Origin of the sequence: Streptomyces sp. NPDC057302 (assembly GCF_042667685.1) — a bacterium.
GTDB lineage: Bacteria > Actinomycetota > Actinomycetes > Streptomycetales > Streptomycetaceae > Streptomyces.
Genome location: NZ_JBHUZJ010000069.1, coordinates 1 through 16,847 on the forward strand (window position 1 = coordinate 1; position 16,847 = coordinate 16,847).

22 protein-coding genes and 2 tRNA genes are annotated in these 16,847 nt (G+C 67.8%); 15 read left to right on the forward strand and 9 right to left on the reverse strand.

All coding sequences use genetic code 11. The annotated features are described in order from the left end of the window. Positions 1-36 precede the first annotated feature (36 nt). Positions 37-109 (reverse strand) — tRNA-Ala (locus ACFUPX_RS33650). Between the two features lie 182 nt (positions 110-291). Between ACFUPX_RS33650 and ACFUPX_RS33655 the strand changes: the two genes are divergently transcribed. Continuing rightward, positions 292-840: a DNA-binding protein gene (locus ACFUPX_RS33655; protein WP_160506124.1), complete on the forward strand. Its 549-nt coding sequence runs from the start codon at positions 292-294 to the stop codon at positions 838-840. Positions 841-889: 49 nt separating this feature from the next. Continuing rightward, positions 890-2,344 carry a serine/threonine-protein kinase gene (locus ACFUPX_RS33660; RefSeq protein ID WP_383331479.1) on the forward strand — a complete coding sequence of 485 codons (1,455 nt, stop codon included), beginning with the start codon at positions 890-892 and terminating at the stop codon, positions 2,342-2,344. A gap of 55 nt (positions 2,345-2,399) precedes the next feature. Here the strand turns inward: ACFUPX_RS33660 and ACFUPX_RS33665 are convergent, their stop codons facing one another. Next, entirely contained in the window at positions 2,400-3,788 is a 1,389-nt protein-coding gene (locus ACFUPX_RS33665) for a hypothetical protein (protein WP_383331600.1), read from the reverse strand. A 187-nt stretch (positions 3,789-3,975) separates the two neighbouring features. Further along, a complete protein-coding gene (locus ACFUPX_RS33670; protein ID WP_003999697.1) occupies positions 3,976-4,104 on the reverse strand; it encodes a DLW-39 family protein in 129 nt (42 codons plus the stop codon). A gap of 336 nt (positions 4,105-4,440) precedes the next feature. Here ACFUPX_RS33670 and ACFUPX_RS33675 point away from each other — a divergent pair, with 336 nt between their 5' ends. Further along, a complete protein-coding gene (locus tag ACFUPX_RS33675) occupies positions 4,441-4,770 on the forward strand; it encodes a DUF6344 domain-containing protein (protein ID WP_383331482.1) in 330 nt (109 codons plus the stop codon). A gap of 329 nt (positions 4,771-5,099) precedes the next feature. Here ACFUPX_RS33675 and ACFUPX_RS33680 read toward each other — a convergent pair whose 3' ends face one another. The 4 genes from ACFUPX_RS33680 to ACFUPX_RS33695 form a co-directional block, all read right to left on the reverse strand. Next, on the reverse strand, positions 5,100-5,636 hold the full coding sequence (locus ACFUPX_RS33680) for a DUF6941 family protein (RefSeq protein WP_383331485.1): 537 nt from the start codon (positions 5,634-5,636) through the stop codon (positions 5,100-5,102). A 252-nt stretch (positions 5,637-5,888) separates the two neighbouring features. Next, the gene (locus ACFUPX_RS33685) at positions 5,889-6,164 is read right to left on the reverse strand and encodes a hypothetical protein (protein ID WP_383331488.1); all 276 of its coding nucleotides are present in this window, start codon (positions 6,162-6,164) and stop codon (positions 5,889-5,891) included. 930 nt (positions 6,165-7,094) lie between these two features. Further along, positions 7,095-7,607 carry a GNAT family N-acetyltransferase gene (locus tag ACFUPX_RS33690; RefSeq protein ID WP_383331490.1) on the reverse strand — a complete coding sequence of 171 codons (513 nt, stop codon included), beginning with the start codon at positions 7,605-7,607 and terminating at the stop codon, positions 7,095-7,097. Between the two features lie 13 nt (positions 7,608-7,620). Then, positions 7,621-8,394, reverse strand: a complete 774-nt coding sequence (locus ACFUPX_RS33695; protein WP_383331493.1) for a GntR family transcriptional regulator — start codon at positions 8,392-8,394, stop codon at positions 7,621-7,623. A gap of 134 nt (positions 8,395-8,528) precedes the next feature. On the opposite strand from ACFUPX_RS33695, the gene ACFUPX_RS33700 reads away from it, so the two are divergent. The 12 genes from ACFUPX_RS33700 to ACFUPX_RS33755 all read left to right on the forward strand — a co-directional run bounded on the left by ACFUPX_RS33700 (position 8,529) and on the right by ACFUPX_RS33755 (position 15,705). After that, positions 8,529-8,858, forward strand: coding sequence for a hypothetical protein (locus ACFUPX_RS33700; protein WP_383331496.1), 330 nt, complete (start codon positions 8,529-8,531; stop codon positions 8,856-8,858). Between the two features lie 2 nt (positions 8,859-8,860). Beyond that, positions 8,861-10,204: an FtsK/SpoIIIE domain-containing protein gene (locus ACFUPX_RS33705; RefSeq protein ID WP_383331499.1), complete on the forward strand. Its 1,344-nt coding sequence runs from the start codon at positions 8,861-8,863 to the stop codon at positions 10,202-10,204. An 85-nt stretch (positions 10,205-10,289) separates the two neighbouring features. Beyond that, positions 10,290-10,466, forward strand: a complete 177-nt coding sequence (locus tag ACFUPX_RS33710; protein ID WP_383331502.1) for a hypothetical protein — start codon at positions 10,290-10,292, stop codon at positions 10,464-10,466. Between the two features lie 25 nt (positions 10,467-10,491). Next, positions 10,492-10,662 (forward strand): pRL2-8, encoded by a 171-nt coding sequence (locus tag ACFUPX_RS33715; protein WP_383331505.1) that lies wholly within the window; start codon positions 10,492-10,494, stop codon positions 10,660-10,662. Between the two features lie 74 nt (positions 10,663-10,736). Beyond that, positions 10,737-11,387, forward strand: a complete 651-nt coding sequence (locus tag ACFUPX_RS33720) for a DUF2637 domain-containing protein (RefSeq protein WP_383331508.1) — start codon at positions 10,737-10,739, stop codon at positions 11,385-11,387. Positions 11,388-11,405: 18 nt separating this feature from the next. Next, complete coding sequence (locus tag ACFUPX_RS33725; protein ID WP_383331510.1) at positions 11,406-11,594, forward strand: mobile element transfer protein; 189 nt, start codon at positions 11,406-11,408, stop codon at positions 11,592-11,594. 13 nt (positions 11,595-11,607) lie between these two features. Further along, entirely contained in the window at positions 11,608-11,988 is a 381-nt protein-coding gene (locus ACFUPX_RS33730) for a hypothetical protein (protein ID WP_383331513.1), read from the forward strand. Between the two features lie 91 nt (positions 11,989-12,079). Then, positions 12,080-12,265 (forward strand): hypothetical protein, encoded by a 186-nt coding sequence (locus ACFUPX_RS33735; protein ID WP_383331515.1) that lies wholly within the window; start codon positions 12,080-12,082, stop codon positions 12,263-12,265. A 5-nt stretch (positions 12,266-12,270) separates the two neighbouring features. After that, positions 12,271-12,972, forward strand: a complete 702-nt coding sequence (locus ACFUPX_RS33740) for a DNA methylase (protein WP_383331518.1) — start codon at positions 12,271-12,273, stop codon at positions 12,970-12,972. Beyond that, the gene (gene repSA / locus ACFUPX_RS33745; RefSeq protein ID WP_383331520.1) at positions 12,969-14,363 is read left to right on the forward strand and encodes a replication initiator protein RepSA; all 1,395 of its coding nucleotides are present in this window, start codon (positions 12,969-12,971) and stop codon (positions 14,361-14,363) included. The genes ACFUPX_RS33740 and repSA overlap by 4 nt, the downstream gene beginning before the upstream one ends. Further along, positions 14,360-14,548: a helix-turn-helix domain-containing protein gene (locus ACFUPX_RS33750; RefSeq protein WP_383331523.1), complete on the forward strand. Its 189-nt coding sequence runs from the start codon at positions 14,360-14,362 to the stop codon at positions 14,546-14,548. The genes repSA and ACFUPX_RS33750 overlap by 4 nt, the downstream gene beginning before the upstream one ends. Beyond that, a complete protein-coding gene (locus ACFUPX_RS33755) occupies positions 14,548-15,705 on the forward strand; it encodes a tyrosine-type recombinase/integrase (RefSeq protein WP_383331525.1) in 1,158 nt (385 codons plus the stop codon). Before ACFUPX_RS33750 ends, ACFUPX_RS33755 begins: the two co-directional genes overlap by 1 nt. Before the next feature lie 55 nt (positions 15,706-15,760). On the opposite strand, the gene ACFUPX_RS33760 is transcribed toward ACFUPX_RS33755, so the two are convergent. Together ACFUPX_RS33760 and ACFUPX_RS33765 are read right to left on the reverse strand one after the other, a co-directional pair. Beyond that, positions 15,761-15,837: transfer RNA gene (locus ACFUPX_RS33760), tRNA-Ile, on the reverse strand. A 268-nt stretch (positions 15,838-16,105) separates the two neighbouring features. Beyond that, positions 16,106-16,840, reverse strand: a complete 735-nt coding sequence (locus ACFUPX_RS33765; RefSeq protein ID WP_383331528.1) for a DUF3566 domain-containing protein — start codon at positions 16,838-16,840, stop codon at positions 16,106-16,108. Positions 16,841-16,847: the final 7 nt, after the last annotated feature.

The following is a 16,847-nucleotide window of genomic DNA, read 5'->3' on the forward strand; positions in this document are numbered from 1 at the left end:
CCTCAGCTGAGGTGATCCCGCCCTACGGCGTTTCTGTGGAGCCTAGGAGATTCGAACTCCTGACATCTGCCTTGCAAAGGCAGCGCTCTACCAACTGAGCTAAGGCCCCGAAAATGGTGCACCCAGCCGGAAGGATCCCGCTCCGGTGGGCGACGGAGACCAGAGTACCGGGTCACCCCCCGGATCTCGCAAAAGGATTGGGGGTCCCGGTGAACGACCACGCTCCGTAAGATGCTCGGCGTGGTTCGCGGCAGCGAACCACGGTTTTTGGGGAAGCGATGGGGAGACGCAATGGACGCCGCACAACAAGAGACGACCGCGAGAGCACGAGAGCTCCAGCGGAACTGGTACGGAGAGCCGCTGGGGGCGCTCTTCCGTCGTCTCATCGATGATCTGGGCCTCAACCAGGCACGCCTCGCCGGCGTCCTGGGTCTGTCCGCGCCCATGCTGTCCCAGCTCATGAGCGGGCAGCGCGCGAAGATCGGCAACCCGGCGGTCGTCCAGCGCGTCCAGCTCCTCCAGGAGCTGGCGGGCCAGGTCGCCGACGGCAGCGTGAGCGCCGCCGAGGCCACCGACCGCATGGATGAGATCAAGAAGTCCCAGGGCGGCTCCGTCCTGACCAACACCTCGCAGTCGACGACGAGTTCGGGTGCGCCCACGGTGAAGCGTGTGGTGCGTGAGATCCAGTCGCTGCTGCGCTCCGTCGCGGCGGCGGGCGACATCATCGATGCCGCGGACTCCCTCGCACCGACCCACCCGGAACTGGCAGAGTTCCTCCGGGTATACGGCGCCGGACGCACCGCGGACGCGGTCGCCCACTACGAGGCGCACCAGAACTGAGCCGTCGGCCGGGCCACCGGGCGGCCCGGAGGGGGAGCGATGCGCGACCATGGGTGAGGTCTTCGCCGGCCGTTATGAACTGGTCGACCCGGTCGGACGCGGGGGAGTCGGAGCGGTCTGGCGCGCCTGGGACCACAGGCGGCGCCGATATGTGGCCGCCAAGGTCCTGCAACAGAGCGACGCGCACGCGCTGCTGCGCTTCGTGCGGGAGCAGGCGCTCCGGATCGACCACCCCCATGTGCTCGCGCCCGCCAGCTGGGCCGCCGACGACGACAAGGTCCTGTTCACCATGGCCCTGGTCGCCGGCGGCTCGCTGGCCCATGTGATCGGTGACTACGGCGCGCTGCCGCCCCGCCTGGTCTGCACGCTCCTGGACCAGCTGCTCTCCGGCCTGGCCGCGGTGCACGCCGAGGGGGTCGTGCACCGTGACATCAAGCCCGCCAACATCCTGCTGGAGGCCACCGGCACCGCGCGCCCGCACCTGCGGCTCTCCGACTTCGGCATCTCGATGCGGATGGGCGAGCCACGGCTGACCGAGACCAACTATGTGGTGGGGACGCCCGGTTACTTCGCGCCGGAGCAAATGATGGGTGCCGAGCCGGACTTCACCGCCGATCTCTTTGCCGTGGGCCTGGTGACCCTCTATCTGCTTCAGGGCGCCAAACCGGACGCCAAGGCCCTGATCGAGCACTTCGCCGCGCACGGGACGCCTGGGGCGCCGCAGGGCGTGCCGGAGCCGCTGTGGCAGGTCGTCGCCACGCTCCTCCAGCCGGACCCGCTCGCACGGTTCCGCACCGCCACGGGCGCGCGCAAGGCGTTGAACTCGGCCGCCGAGCTGCTGCCCGAGCCCGGCCCCGACGACGAGATCGTCGAAATCTTCGACCAACTGGGCCCGCTCCCCCGGGGGTTCGGGCCCGATGGCCCCCTCGCGGCGCCGCCGCCACCCGACTTCGCTCCCCCCGCCGTACCGCCCCCACCTCTCTCCGCGCCACAGACGGGAAGCTTCCCGCCGGCGCAGCCACCGCGGATCCAGCCACTGCCGCAGCCGCAGCCACCACAGGTTCAGCCACAGCAGGCCACCCCACCGCCGCAGCAGGCCACGCCGCCCCCGCTCCCCGCTCAGTCCCCGCATGTCCCCTCCCCCCACCAAGTTCCGATCCAGGTGCCGCACGAGGTGCGGGCCCAGGTGTCGGCTCCGGTGCCCGAGCAGATCCCCGTTCCGGTCCCAGCCCCGGCTCAAGCCCAGATCCAGGCCCAGGCCCACGCCCCCATGCACCTCCCGACCCACGAACGTGCACCCTCCGCGACACCATCGGCACACCGCGTAGCAGCCTCTACTTATCCATACACCGCTCACGCCCCGCAGGTTCCACTCCAGAGCCGACCAGTTCCGCAGAGCCATCGGCAGAAACGGCCGGGACCGCCCCTGAAGGTGGCGATCCCGATGCTGCTCGCAGCGCTGGCGTGCTTCGCGGTGGGCATCTGGGCCCTGACTCGTATCTGACCCGGACCTGACCCGGACCTGACCCGGCCCTGCCCCAGGGCCTGCCCCGCTGCAGCTACCAGGCCGTCGGCGGCCCGTACGGCGAATCCGCAGCAGCCGCACGCCCGGCCCGTCCCGCACGCCTCCGCCCGATCACCGTCCACACCCCCAGGATCATCAGCAGCAGGGTCCCAGCGCCGAACCCCCCGGCGGCGACCAGCTTCATGCCGTCTCCGTCTCCGTCTCCGTCTCCGTCACCGTTCCCGCTGCCGTCGCCGCCCTCGCTCCCGCCCCCGGCAGACGTATCGCCCCGCACCGCGGCGTCCTTGTCCTGGCCGGTGACGCTGAACTCGTCCGAGGGCCGCGCCGTCCCGACGTACGCGGGCGCCTTCTTCGCGGCTCCGTCGACGTTCACCCGCAGCGTCAGGCCCAGCGGACCTTTGCCGAACTCTCGGGCGACCTTCGGATTGAGGTGGACGGAGAGGTAGTACCACCCGGCGAACCGCGTCGCGGCCACACCATCGACAGGGGAGTACCGATTCTCGTATGCGACGGGGGCAAGTGGTTCCAGCGTGGCCGATTTCTGCTGGCCGTCGTAGGCCGTATCGGCGTCGTCGATGCGTGCGCGTACCGGATTGGACCGTGACATGACGAGCGCCGACGTGACGTACTCGCCGCCGCCCCCGCTCGCGCTGCCCAGTTCCGCACTGGCAGAGAGCTGCTGTCCCCAGTCGACCGGCACGCGATAGAAGAGAGTCTGTCCGGGCTCGATCCGGTCGCCCCAGACACCCGCCCGCAGGGCCCGCGCATCGTTGAAGCCCGTGCCGCCCCTGCGCTCCTTGCGCATACCGGTGGGCGGCGTGGGCGAGGCGGAGTTCCACGCGTCGGGTGGCGTCATGGGGGCGCCCTTGGCCACTCCAGGCTCCGAGACGACGCGAAGCTCCGTGTCCCACGTCTGCGTGCTGGAGCCGGGATCACTGTTCCGCTCGACCACTACGTAGTACGTGCCGGCCACCTTGCACCGGTTCTCGGCGGGGCCGACCGCCCGTACCGCCCAGGCGGTGATGGGCCGCGGGCTCTGCGCCGTACCGAATCGCGCGTCTCCGGAGTTGCACCTGTTGCCGTTCGCGTCCTGCAAGGAGACCTCGACGCCGTCCCCGTAGACGACCTTGGCATCGAGCCCGGGAACGGCGGTGGCCGAGACGTACACGGTCTCTCTGGCGTCGAGCTGCAGCTGGTAGTAGACCTTGCCGCCGCGCGCCAGGGAACTCTTGTACGTCGACCCGGGCGTGAGTTTCACGGCGCCCATGCTGTTCTTCGCGCCCTCGACCGGCACGGCCCGGTCGGCGAATACGTACGGACTCGGTGTCGGCGTGTCCGCCGCGGCCCGCCCCGGCACCGCCGCCACCACGCACAACGCCGCCCCCGCGGCCAGTGCCACCCGGCCTCTGCGCAGCCGCCCCATCACGCGCCACCCCTCCCCGAACACCCATCAGTACCGGCCACCCATGCCCGCACGAAGAAGCGACACCCTTTGCTCACGCAAGGCGATGGCGTGCGCGGGCGAAGGCGAGCGGCCGGAAAGATCCGGACAGCACAAGGCCCCGGCCGCAAAAGCGACCGGGGCCTTGTAAAGAGACTGTTGTCGGTACTCACGAACCCGTGGGCACGGAGTCAGTCGCCTCCGTCCACAGATCCTGCTCGGCGCGATCCGCCTGGATCTGGCGGTACACGAGGAGTCCGCCGATGGCAGCCAGTGCGACCAGGAGAAGCTTCTTCACCGCGCGACCTCGTCTTTCTTGACGTAAGGGACCTCTGGCGACCGACTATACACATCGATCGATACCGATCGGTGACCTGGATCCACCCCAACTCCCGCCCCGAACACAGCAGTCGAATCGGGCGCCGCCACTCCTTGGCGCCTCACGGCCCGACGCGACATTCGCCGCTCTTCACCTCACCCGGACCCCTCCCAGGCCCCTCAGAGGGCCCTTACGGCCATCCGGGTGGTGTTCATCTGAACATCGACGCGCCACGAGCGTCGGTCCCCCACTCTCGACGCCGCATACACATCATGAGGAAAGTACGCAAATCGCCCAACCCGAAAGTGAGACGCCATGACCGGCACCAAGGCCATGAAGCTGTGGACCACGCTCATCAGCGCCTTCCTCGCGCTCTTCGCCACACTGGGATTCACGACCACGGCAACGGCGGCCACGCCCGCGCAGCAGACCACGGAAACGTGCACGAGCGCACCGGCCATGACGGCACCACTCGCGGCCTTCTGGGCAGCGGCGTACGAACGGTCCTTGCCGCCCACGATGAAGCAGCGCATCCGCGCCGAGGCGCACGGATCGTCGCCCAGCTGCCGCCACCTGCCCACGGACGACACGGAGACGGCCGTTGAGGCCGAGGCCCATCCCGACGGGCTCGCCGCGGAGCCGTAAGCACGGCCCCGGCCGGCTCGGCCGTTGCCCCAGGGGCCCCTCAGACATGAAGAAGACCCCCAGCCGATACGGGCTGGGGGTCTTCTTCATGTCTGTGGGGCTAACAGGATTTGAACCTGTGGCCTCATCCTTATCAGGTCGCGTGAGGGGTTCCCCGACCTCGTCCAGGCCTGTGCAATACCTGAGTTTGCTGGCCGCTGGAGTTCAGCGTTGGTCGGTGCCGTTCGTGCTTGTTGGTGTCAGTCGCTGATGTCAGAGCCGCCGAGCCCGCTTGACAGCCCAGACTCGGCTCGTCGTGTCGAACCTCTGCACTCAGCCAGGCTGAATCTCTAAGGGCCAGTGGTGGGGTCAACTTCGGCTGTCCCCGACGGCTGATCCTGCTCTCGCAGCTCTGAGGGCTGCACCACGAAGAACGGGGCCATCCACTGAGGCCCACTTACCCCTTCGATTTTGAAGACCCATTGGTACTCGTGATCCACCTGAAGCGGTAGCCCGGTCGGCAGGTTAATGATCACCTTGCCTTGGCTCCACAGCTTCTCTCGCTGGGGGAACTGCTGCACAGTGGGGCGGTCCAGCCTGACGCTTTGGACCACCTGAAGGGCTTGCGGATCGCCAGCCGGTCCGGGGATCTGCACTACCTCTCCGGACGCATCACACAACGTCAGCGTGGTGTTGACCTCGGTGTCTTCCACAGAGGGGGCAGCCGAGATCAAGACAACAACAGCATGGGGTGCCGTTGCACCCGTCTCGGGGGTCATGGTCACCATCTGCCAGCCGGCGCCGATGGCGTTTACCTTGCCCGTCGGATCAGCGTTCGCGAAGTCGGCTAGGAAGATCGAGACGTGCGTGTCATTTGCGATACCCACAGTCAGGAGAGCTTAGCTAGGTCAGCCAGGCGATGCGCTGATTTCGTGGCTCTGGGTACTTGCCGAACGTACGGCTTCGACCCGTAGGTTCGAGGGGCGCTCTTGACGGTCACCTCTAGCAGCGGGGGGCGGTACGGAGGTGCCACAAGTTCAACCGGCTCGCTCGTGGCCATCATGGCGTCGATCTCGTCTTCCGTGAGATCAATGTCAGCGAACTCGTCCACAGGCTCCATGCTGACCATCCTGAATCCTTCATCGGGTAGCGGCAAGCGCTGTGCCAAGCCGATAAATGCCATCGGCGATGTCCACAGGGAAGAGGACGATCTTTAGATACCTTCCCGCTTCGGACTCCCCATGAACGATGAGGCGTAGTCCCCTCTCGGGTTCGTCGCTCCAACCAGCCTTCGTGTACCGGCTGGGCGCTTGGCATGCTTCGCGCACCTCGGCAGGTGTCACCCCATGCTTGCTCTGGATCTTCTCAGCCATGGTGTCGCTGATCCGGATCTCAGCAATGTAGATGCGAGCCATCGGGGCAACAGCATGGCACACGTCACATGGATAACGGGCGCCTTCCGGATTCGTCCCCTAAAGCCGGGCGCCAAGGTCGGTGGAGCGGCTTTGGGCGGGAGCTGCCATGGGGCGAGTGATCATGGCCCCTTAAGCTTCCGGCGAGTCGGGCAGTCTGTGGACCTGCCCGTTAAAGCACGACGTTGGGGCCATGATCTTCGAGGCTCGCCCCATGGTGGCTGCCTAAAGCCGTGGAGCCGACCGCCCCAGCCCCCACCTCCCCCACCACTTCCCGGCCGGTGGGGTTCGGTCGATGCCTCAGCCGTGGCGCACCTGCTTGTTGATCCAAAGCTGTCCCGTGGGGTCCGTGGCACACCAAGCGTGCCGACCATGGGGCGGTGCCTGCCCAAGCTGGGCCGTGGCTCTGTGGGGCACGGGCGTGGGATGGGGTGGGGTATCAGGCTCGGTCCGGTGCAGCGGCCCTTGGCGTGCCAGAGCGTGAAACGGGGATCATCCCAAGGCAACTTCAGGTGGCGGGGGCCGGGGCCGGGGCAGCGCGGGCCGAAGGCATGAGCGCAGCCCCGAGCTCCGAGCCCCCGCCGGCCCGCGTGTGGGCCGGTGGGGTGTGATCCCAAGTAGCGGCGGCCGGAGAAGCCATCGGGCCAGAGCTCCGGATGGCCGAAGGCCAAGAGACCCCCAACCCGCTCCCGAAGACCCCAGGACCTCAACAAGCCGAAGGCCAATGCCGGGGCTGTGGTGCAGTCCTGGGGGCGAAGCAATGGGGAGCTGAGGTTCCCCGCGTGGCGGCTGAGAGGTTCTGTCTATTCCAAGTGCGCCACGGCTGAGGCATCGACCGAACATCACAAGCCAAAGAACCAGGTGGGGGCCATGGGGCCACTCCCTCCCCGCCCAACGGGCGGGGCTTGATGAAGTAGAGAAACCTGTAACAGCTCAGCCCTTCGGCGAGACGTAGCAGACGGCAAGGATGCTCTCTCCGTCGCCGAAGTGGTGGGTAGCTTCGCCGATCTTCCGCCAACCGAGCCGTTCGTAGAGCCGAATGGCTGCGGCATCCTTCGTCATCACGTCGAGTACTAGGCGTAGGCCCTGTTTTTGGCCGAAGTCCGTCGCGGCTTCCATCAAGCGCTTCCCGGCGGCGTGCTTCCGTGCCTCCCGGACGACGAAGAGGCGTGCGAGAACGCCTACGTTGGCTTCGTCGTCTCCGCTTTGCTCGGTCCAGAGCGAGACGGCATCCTCGCCCTGCGATCGCATGATGGCCACATGCCCGACGATCTTCCCCTCCACGTCTGCTACCCACGCAGCCAGCACGTCTTTCGACCTGAGCCACGCCTGTGGGTCTTCAACACCCTCGACCGGGTACCCGTCCGTCTCGTGGACTTCGACCAGGGCCGCAGCGGCGGAGTCTAGGTCCGCTTCCTCAAAGGGGCGCACCGTCATGGACTGCATGAGGGGTTCCTCTCTACTCGACCGGCATTTCGTATAGAAGCCCGGTTCGATCGGCTCGATGCACGTACCGAGAGACCTCGAACGGGATGCCGTCCTGGTCGAGGCTGGTGTGCAAGACCTCAAGCACGGGCACGCCGGGCAATAGGTCGAGGATCGCGGCCTCTGCCGGCGTGGGCATCCTTGCGCTGATCTCGTCTCGCACGTGGGTCATGACGTGCCCAAGATCTTCGAGACGGCCGTAGATGCCATCCTTGCCAGTCTTGGGCTGCATCAGGAGCGTGCCTTGCGCTTCATCCCATCGCAGGTAGGTCGAAACGATCTGTACGGGCTCCTCGTCTGCGAAGTAGTGGTTCTCGCGGTGGATCACGCTCTCTTCGTCGGCGGGCACCTTCAGTCGTTCTGCCACGTCCAGCGGCGGACGCTCTTGCGCGATGGACGGGACATCGATCCTCGGGGTTTTGCCCTGCTTCTTGGCTTCGAGCCTGAACGGCGTGAGTCCCGTCTCGCGATTTTTGATCGAGTACCGATCGCTGCCGAACCGAAACAGCCTCTGCGGCTCTCGGACGAAGACGCCACTGCCGTGCTTCGCGGTGACGAGTCCTTGTTCCGCAAGTATCCGGATGGCCTCTCGTGCGGTGTTGCGTGCGGAGCCGTACTGCTCGGCCAGGGCTCGTTCGGACGGCAACTTGTCCCCGCTGTGTAGCTCCCCAACCTCGATCTGGCGACGCAAGTCATCAGCAATTCGCCTGCTCGGAGGCGGTGGGGTCGAGGGACTGGACGGAGTCATACCCCCACTTTAGCAACTGGCTCAAGCCACCTTGTTGACCCAACGACCCTCGTGTGGTCAACTGGCTTAAGCCAGTAAGTGGCTCAAGCCAGTTGGGCGTCACCAAGCGTGCGCCCTGGACCAAGGAGCACTACATGCCGTCCTTCAAGATCGACCTTTCGACCGCTGTCGTGTTCGTGGCGACACCGGCCGTGCCGAAGGTGATCAGCAAGCAGACCGGGGAGCGGGCCATGGACCGGGAGACCGGTGCGGCGCTCTCGACGGTGGGTCTGCTGATCTCGGATGAGGGGGAGGGGAACCTCTACCAGGTGACCGTGCCGGAGACGGGAATCTCCGAGAGCCTGACGCCGGGTACGCCGGTCTCGGTGATCGGCCTCAAGGCGCGTGACTGGGAGAACGAGTTCAACGGCCAGAAGCGTCACGGGATCTCGTTCCGCGCGGTCGCCATCTCGACGGAGGCCTGATCATGGACCTTCGGACCTGGTTACTGCTTGCCGCTGTGGCGGTAATCGTCGGTGGGCTCGGCTTCGCGAAGGTCCGTGCTCCTCGCGTGTACTGGTCGCTGGTCGGTCTGCCGCTGACCTGGGGCCGGTTCACGGTGACCTACCGCTCCACGATGGAGGTGTGCGGGCTCACGGTGCAGCCTTCGGGTCTGCGGGCGTTCATGACCCGCAATGTGGCCCGCCGGGAGGTCCGGCCGCAACCCCCGAAGGTCCGCCGGGTGCGGCCCACCTCGACCGGACTGCGGATCTCGCTGCGGCTCCCCGCCGGCCTGGAACCAGCGGATCTCGCGGCGGCTTCCGAACGGCTGCGGCACGCCTGGGGAGTCCGCTCGGTGATCGTGCAAGAGACCCGTCCGGGCATCGTCGAACTACGGATGACCGGCTACGACGTCCTCAACCGGGTGCGCATGCCCCGTCGCTCAAAGACTGAGGGTCCGATGGTCGTTCCCATCGCGCTGCGCGAGGACGGCTCGATCTTCACCAGGGACTATCGCAAGGTGCCGATGGCGCTGACCTTGGGCGCCAATCAGTCGGGCAAGTCGATGTATCAGCGCAATCTGATGGCTGGCCTGGCCAAGCTGCCGGTGGGTCTGGTTGGCATCGACTGCAAGCGCGGGGTGGAACAGAGCCGGTACGCCCCTCGCCTGTCGGCGCTGGCGACCACCCCACAAGAGGCCGGACGCCTCCTTGATGCGCTGGTCACCGAGATGGAAGACCGCTTCGATCTGCTCAGCCTGCACGGCGTCTCCGACCTGTGGGACCTGCCCGAACAGGCCCGGTCTGTGCCGCTGGTGGTCCTGGTCGACGAGGTGGCCGAACTGTTCCTGGTGGCCGCGAAGAAGGATGAGGCGGCTCGGGACCAGATGGTCATGCAGATGGTGCGGCTCGCGCAGATGGCCCGCGCCATCGGTATCTACCTGGAGATCTGCGGGCAGCGCTTCGGCTCCGAACTGGGCAAGGGCGCCACCACGCTGCGCGCTCAGCTCACCGGCCGGGTCGTCCATCGCGTCAACGACAAGCAGACCGGTGAAATGGGCCTGGGCGACATCGCCCCCGAAGCGGTCCAGGCCGTGACGACGATCCCGCCCGACCGGCCGGGTGTCGCGGTGGCCGGTGACTCTTCCGGCGGCTGGTCTCGCATCCGCACCCCCGCCATGACCCCCGCTGAGGCTGCGGCCATCTGCCTGGAGTTCGCGCACCTGACTCCCGAGCTGGCGTTCTTGTCGCCCTTCCGGCCGGTCGTTCGTACCGAGCCGACGCCGGAGCCTGCGCCGCCGCTGGTGGCTCCCCGGCCGGTCACCGAGTAACAGCGCACCCACCTCCGGCCGGCGTGACCGTCTCGCGTCACGTCCCTACCCCGCCCATGCCGCAAACCAGATGGGAGGTCACCTCATGACCGCACGCAAGCCCGCCGCCAAGGCTTCGGCGAAGAAGTGCCCGGAGTGCAAGGGCAAGGGCGAGATCACCGAAACCGTCCGGGTCGGCGCCCGCAAGGGACGCGCCACCGCCGATCAACAGGCCGCCCTGTGCACCAAGTGTTGGGGCACCGGCGAAGCGCTCCAGGACTGAACACCCAACAAGAGAGGAGCCCGTCATGGGTCTGTTCGGAAATTCACCGCGTACCGCTGGGTCCACGCCGAAGGGCGAGTGCCCGCAGTGCTGGCGGCACGCCCACGACCGCACCGTGCACCAGGGCCTGCGTGGGGATTGCCCGCAGTGCGTGGACCACATGGTCAACGGCTGCCCCGGCTTCGACCGCCGCTGAACCCGCCGGGGCAGGGCGGCCGGACACGACTCCCCGCCCCGCCCCCGGCTCAACACCGCGAAGGAGGTGAGGACATGAACCGTTCGATCCGCGTGGATGCGGTGCTCGTGCAAGCCGTGATCGCAGGGGCTCTGTCCTTCGCTCACCTGCATGACCTGGCCGCCGCTGCCGGACAAGACGGCTGGAAGGCCTGGGCGTATCCGATTTCGGTCGACCTGCTCTTGGTGGCCGCATGGCGTCGGCTCCGCGCCGGCGGACCGGCTCGGCTGGCCTGGTGCTGGTTCCTGATCGCGCTGGTCGCCTCGCTGGGTGCCAACGTGGCCACCGCCGGCTTCCTCGACATGCAACACCCCCCGGCCTGGCTGCGGTTCGGCGTCGCCGGATGGCCCGCGCTGGCCTTCCTCGGCGGCACGCTCCTGGCCCACTCACCCAAGCAAGCCGGGGACCGGATGCCGGTTCCGCCGGCGCCCGCAGCCCCGGCCCCCGCACCCGAAAACCCCACCCCGACCCCGGAACCCGAGCACGAGGAAATCCCGGCGCCGGACCCGGCCCCGGCCCTGCCCGAAGCGGCTCCCGTGGTGCCTCCGGCCTTGGTCGAGCACGCCCGCAAGGTCGCCACCGAGCACCACACACGGACCGGAACCCGGATCGACGCGGCCACCCTGCGCGCCCGGCTCGGGGTCCCCGAAGCACTCGCCAACACGCTCGTCACCCAACTCGCCTGACACGAAAGGAGATCCACCATGCCCCGCCCGAACCGCTTCTACGACCTGGTCCGTATCGGCCCCGTCCAGGTCGGCAGCTACAACGACGGACGCGGACGCACCAAGCACACCGCCGCTTGCACGGCTCCCAAGTGCGGATTCTCCACGGACTTCCGTGACCGTTCGGCGGCCGAACTCTCGGCCCGTACCCACCGCTGCACGGCCTGACAAGGAGCCTGTCATGCACCTGCCCGACGAACAGTTCCGCGCCGGTCACATCCCCGCCGACCTGTACGAGCGGCTTCCGCCCGGCACCGACCCGCGATCGGTCGTGATCGTGCAGGAGGCTCCCCGCTCCTACAAGGGCCCGATCCTGCTCACCCTGGCCATCACCGCCGGGACCGTGCTCGTGCTGTTCGTGATCGCGTTCGTCGTCCAGATCATCGCCGCATCGATCATCGCGGTCCTCTCCGCGAGCTGCGGTCTGAGCTACACCCTCAACCGCGCGTCCAAGAGCGGCGGTTCGTCCGGCCGCATCTCCAAGGGGCGCTCTCGCTCTCCTCGCCGGCGCCCTGCGCGCTCTCGGCCGGTTCGCTCCAAGAGCCGCTACCGCAAGTACTAGGGCCCTCCGGGGCGGCCTCAACCGCCAAGTTTCCGCCGCCCCGGACGGCTTCACCCCATCCAGATCAACGATCCGAAAGGGCTCACTCATCATGCCTCAGTACGCCTTCAAGCGGCCGGTCTGCCGCAACTGCGACGGCTTCCCCACCGTGGCGATCACCACCGGTGCCCGCCACTGTGACGGCTCCCGCGTCACCCTCCACATCACCTGCCGGGGCTGCAACGGCACCGGCCACACCACCCCGGCATCCGCCGCTCGCATTCCGGCCGGGCGGTGATAGCCATGGCGCTCCCCATGGGCCTGCGGGTCCTGGATCTGTTCTCCTGCTCCGGCGGGGCCGGCTGGGGATACCACCTCGCCGGATTCCAGGTCGACGGCTGCGACATCGTCGATCGCCCCCGCTACCCCTTCCCCTACCACCGGGGCGACGCGCTCGAATACCTCGCCCACCTGATCACCACGGGCGAGATCGCCCGGTACACGCTCGTGCACGCCTCCCCACCCTGCCAAGCCGGCTGCGCCCTGACCGTCGGCACCAACCAGTCGCAGGGCTGGGGCCGTGCCCACACGGACCTGGTGGCCGCTACGCGGGACCTGCTCGACCAGACCGGATTGCCGTACGTGATCGAGCAGCCCAGCGGCAAGGCAGAGATCCGCAAGGACGTGTCCCTGTGCGGGGAGATGTTCGGGCTCGACGTGCTGCGGCACCGCAACTTCGAACTCGGCCGCTGGGCCACAGCACGGCCAGCCCATCCCCGACACCGGGGCTACGTGCGCGGCTACCGACACGGCGTCTACCGGGAGGGCCCCTACGTCGCCGCGTACGGGGAGGGCGGCGGCAAGGCCACGGTCCCCGAGATGCAACAAGCCATGGGCATCACCTGGACCGACGTCCGCGAGGAACTCACCGAAGCGATCCCCCCGGCCTACACACGCTGGATCGGCACCGCCTTCCTGACCGCCCGGCAGGAGGCGTTCGCGTGATGGACACCGCCACCCTGGCAGGTCTCGACCCGGCCACCCTCACCGACGTACTACGGGTGGCCGGCGCCGACGACTTCGACCGCTGGCACGAACAGATCCGCCGCACCGGCGGCTGCTCCGACCCGATCCGCCTCACCGGCGGCACTAGGACCATCGACCCGACCACCAAGACCGTGCTGCACGCCTACATCACCGACCACGAGCCGGGCGGCACACTCCGACTGGCCTGCGGAAACCGCCGCGCCTCACGCTGCCCCTCCTGCGCCTGGACCTACGCCGGAGACACCTACCACCTCATCCGCGCCGGACTCGTGGGAGATCCGGACAAGGGCACTCCGCACACCGTGCGCGATCACCCCCGCGTCTTCGCCACCCTCACCGCCCCCTCGTTCGGAGCGGTCCACAACCGCCCCGGCAACCGGGCCTGCCGCTGCGGCCAACGGCACGGCGAGGACGCCCCGGACCTCGGCACTGCCCTCGACCCGGCCACCTACGACTACGCGGGCGCAGTGCTGTGGAACAACCACGCATCGGATCTGTGGCGCTACTTCACGATCTACCTCCGCCGCGAGATCGCACGGCGGGCCGGACTCACCCAGACCGCTGCCCGCGAACAGTCCCGGCTCTCCTTCGGAAAGGTCGCTGAGTATCAGAAGCGCGGGGCCGTGCACTTCCATGCCGTGATCCGCTTCGACGGACCCGAAGGACCCGACTCCCCACCCCCGCCCTGGGCCAGCATGGGACTACTCACCGACGCCATCCAAGCCGCGGCCGCTCGTGTCGCGGTCGACGTACCCCCGGCCGGCGACCAACCCGCCCGAACCCTGCGGTGGGGAACCCAGCTCGATGTGCAGCCCATCGGCGCATTCGGCCATGGCGAAGACCTCACCGAGCAGGCCGTGGCCTCCTACGTCGCCAAGTACGCCACCAAGGCCGCCGAAACCACCGGCACCGTGGACCGCCGGGTCGGCAACAAAGAAGCCCTCGTGCTGCTCGGCGTGCCCGACCACCCTCGCCGACTGATCGAGGCATGCCTCGACCTGCACGCCCTCTACCCGGATCGGAAGTTGCGGGAGTGGGCTCACATGCTCGGCTTCCGGGGCCACTTCTCCACCAAGTCCCGCCGCTACTCGACCACCCTGGGCGCCCTGCGGCAGGTCCGCGCCGACTACCGAGCCGCCCAGCAACACACCGCCCTCGGCTTACCGGACCCCAACGAACACCCCGAGTCGACCACGCTCACGCTCGCCCACTGGACCTACGCCGGCCACGGCTACACCCCCGGTGAGTCCTGGCTCGCCGCCTCCATCGCCCGGGACATCCAACTCAACCGCGAGACAGCCCGCGAAGCCCTGCACGACCAAATCGACCTGGAAGGGAGCGCAGCATGACCACCGCCACACCTGAGCTGCTGACCGTGCCGGATGTCATGGTGATGCTCAAGGTCGGCAGGACCAAGGTCTACGACCTGATCCGCACGCACCGGCTGGTCTCCATCAAGGTCGATGGCTGCCGACGTATCCCCGCCAATGCCGTGGGCGACTTCGTCCGCAGTCAGCTTGGGGAGGCTGCCTGATGGCCAAGCGTCGCCCCAACGGTGGGGGAACGATCACCAAGCGGGCAGATGGCCGCTACCAGGGAGCCGCGTACGTCACCGACTCGGACGGCAACCGCGTCCGGAAGTACGTGTACGGCGCCACGTGGGATGAAGCGGCCGAGAAGCTCGGAAAGCTCCAGGACCAGGAACGGAACGGTGTCCCGGTGCCGTCTCGCTCGTGGTCGCTCGGCGAGTGGCTGGCCTACTGGCTGGAGCACATCGTGAAGCCGGAGAAAGAGCACAACACGTACGTGAAGTATGAGTCCAAGGTGCGGCTCTACCTCGCGCCCCACCTGGGCAAGAAGTCGATGGTCAAGCTCACCCCGGCACAGCTCCGTGCGTTCATGAGTGCTCTCACGCGCGCGAAAGTCGGTGCGGCGACCCGCTTTGAGGTTCTGCGGACCCTCCGCAACGCGCTCAACCGCGCAGTGCGAGAAGAGCTGCTGACGCGCAACGTCGCTCTGCTGGTCGACATGCCCAAGGTCAGCAAGGACAAGGGCAAGGCGTGGAACGCCCCTGAGGCGATCACCTTCCTCCGGGCGTCGCGTGCCCACCGCTTCTACGCGGCCTGCGTCCTGGTGCTCGTCCTCGGGCTCCGCCGCAGTGAGGTCCTGGGCCTGCGCTGGCAGGACATCGACTTCACGACCGGACAGTTCACGCCGACCAAGCAGGTACAGCGCGAGAAGGGCGTGGGCCTGGTCCTCAAGGACCTCAAGACCGAGTCCTCACAGGCGGTGCTGCCCCTGCCGGAGTTCTGCGCCCGTGCCCTGGAAGAGCGGCGTGCGCTGCAAGAGCTGGAGCGGAAGATCGTCGGTGATGCCTGGGCGCAGGAGCCGGGTCATGACGTGATCTTCTCGTCCGAGCGGGGCGGGCTGACGGACCCGGTCGGGTTCTCCCGGATGTTCAACGCTCTGGTGAAGCGGGCCGGAGTCCGCCGGATCACGGTCCGGCTTGCGCGGCACACCTGCGGCACCCTGCTCGCGTTCCTGAAGGTGCATCCCAAGGTCGCTCAGGCGATCCTGCGGCACAGTCAGATCAGCATGACCATGGACGTCTATACACACGTTGTGGGCGACGGTGAGCGCGAAGCCGTCTCGCTGCTCGCCGACCTGTTGGAAGATCCACTCATCGGCTGATGTCACCCGTGGATGTCAAAGACCCCCAGTCATGATCGACTGGGGGTCTTTTGGCTGGTGGGGCTAACAGGATTTGAACCTGTGGCCTCATCCTTATCAGGGATGCGCTCTAACCAACTGAGCTATAGCCCCGCCGCGCTGCGGTATGTCCCGCGCGCTGACCTCTGAAGATTAGCGCACGTGCGGGCCAGTCCCAAAATCGATACCTCCTGGGAGGCAGGACCGGCCCGACCGGCCCTCTCCCCGGGGGCCGGGACCGGCCCCACCAGCCGTGAGGGACCAGGCGCCGGCCAAGCCCCGCTCGGTCAGGAGCTGGACCAGGATCAGGAAACAGGACAGGGCCCCGCTCTCAACGAGCGGGGCCCTGGACCTTAGGGAAAGCCGTGAAGAAGCGGAAGGACTACTCGTCCTCGGCCAGTGTCAGCTCGACGCCGCCCACGAAGCCCGCGGAGAGGTTGTAGATGAAGGCGCCGAGCGTCGCGAGGGCCGTGGCGAGGACCACATCGATGACCGCGATGATCGTCGTGAACATCAGGACGCGCGGCAGCGACAGGAAGGACTGCAGGTCGAAGCCGTTGGACTCGTTCGAGCCCGTCGCCTCCGAGATCGTGCCGCCCACCGTGGAGAAGACGCCCATGGCGTCCATGACCATCCACAGCACGGCGGCCGCGATGATCGTGCAGATGCCGAGCGCGATGGAGAGCAGGAAGCTGACCTTCATCACCGACCACGGATCGGCCTTGGCCACCCGCAGCCGCGCCTTGCGCGTACGAGGCGTCGTGCGCGCCCCGGTCCGCGGCCTGCGCACCGAACCCGTCTGGGAGTCCTGCTGGTAGGCCTGCGGCGGGTGGTACATCTGGCCGCCCTGCTGGGCCTGCTGGGGCTGCCGCTCCCCGGGCAGCGCGCCCGAGCCGCCCTGTGTCCCCTGGGACCCCTGGGTCCCTTGAGCACCGGCCGCATAGGACCCGTCGTACTGCGCTGACTGAGCCGGCTGCGGCCCTCGGGTGTCGGTCACGGTTCCCCCCTGGGATCCACGAGACTCGTGTGAGTCATCAGAATCAGTGGCGGAGCCACGGACACCGTCTGTACCGGCTGGGCCGGTTCCACTTGCTCCGGCGCCCGTGGCTCCACTCACGATGACT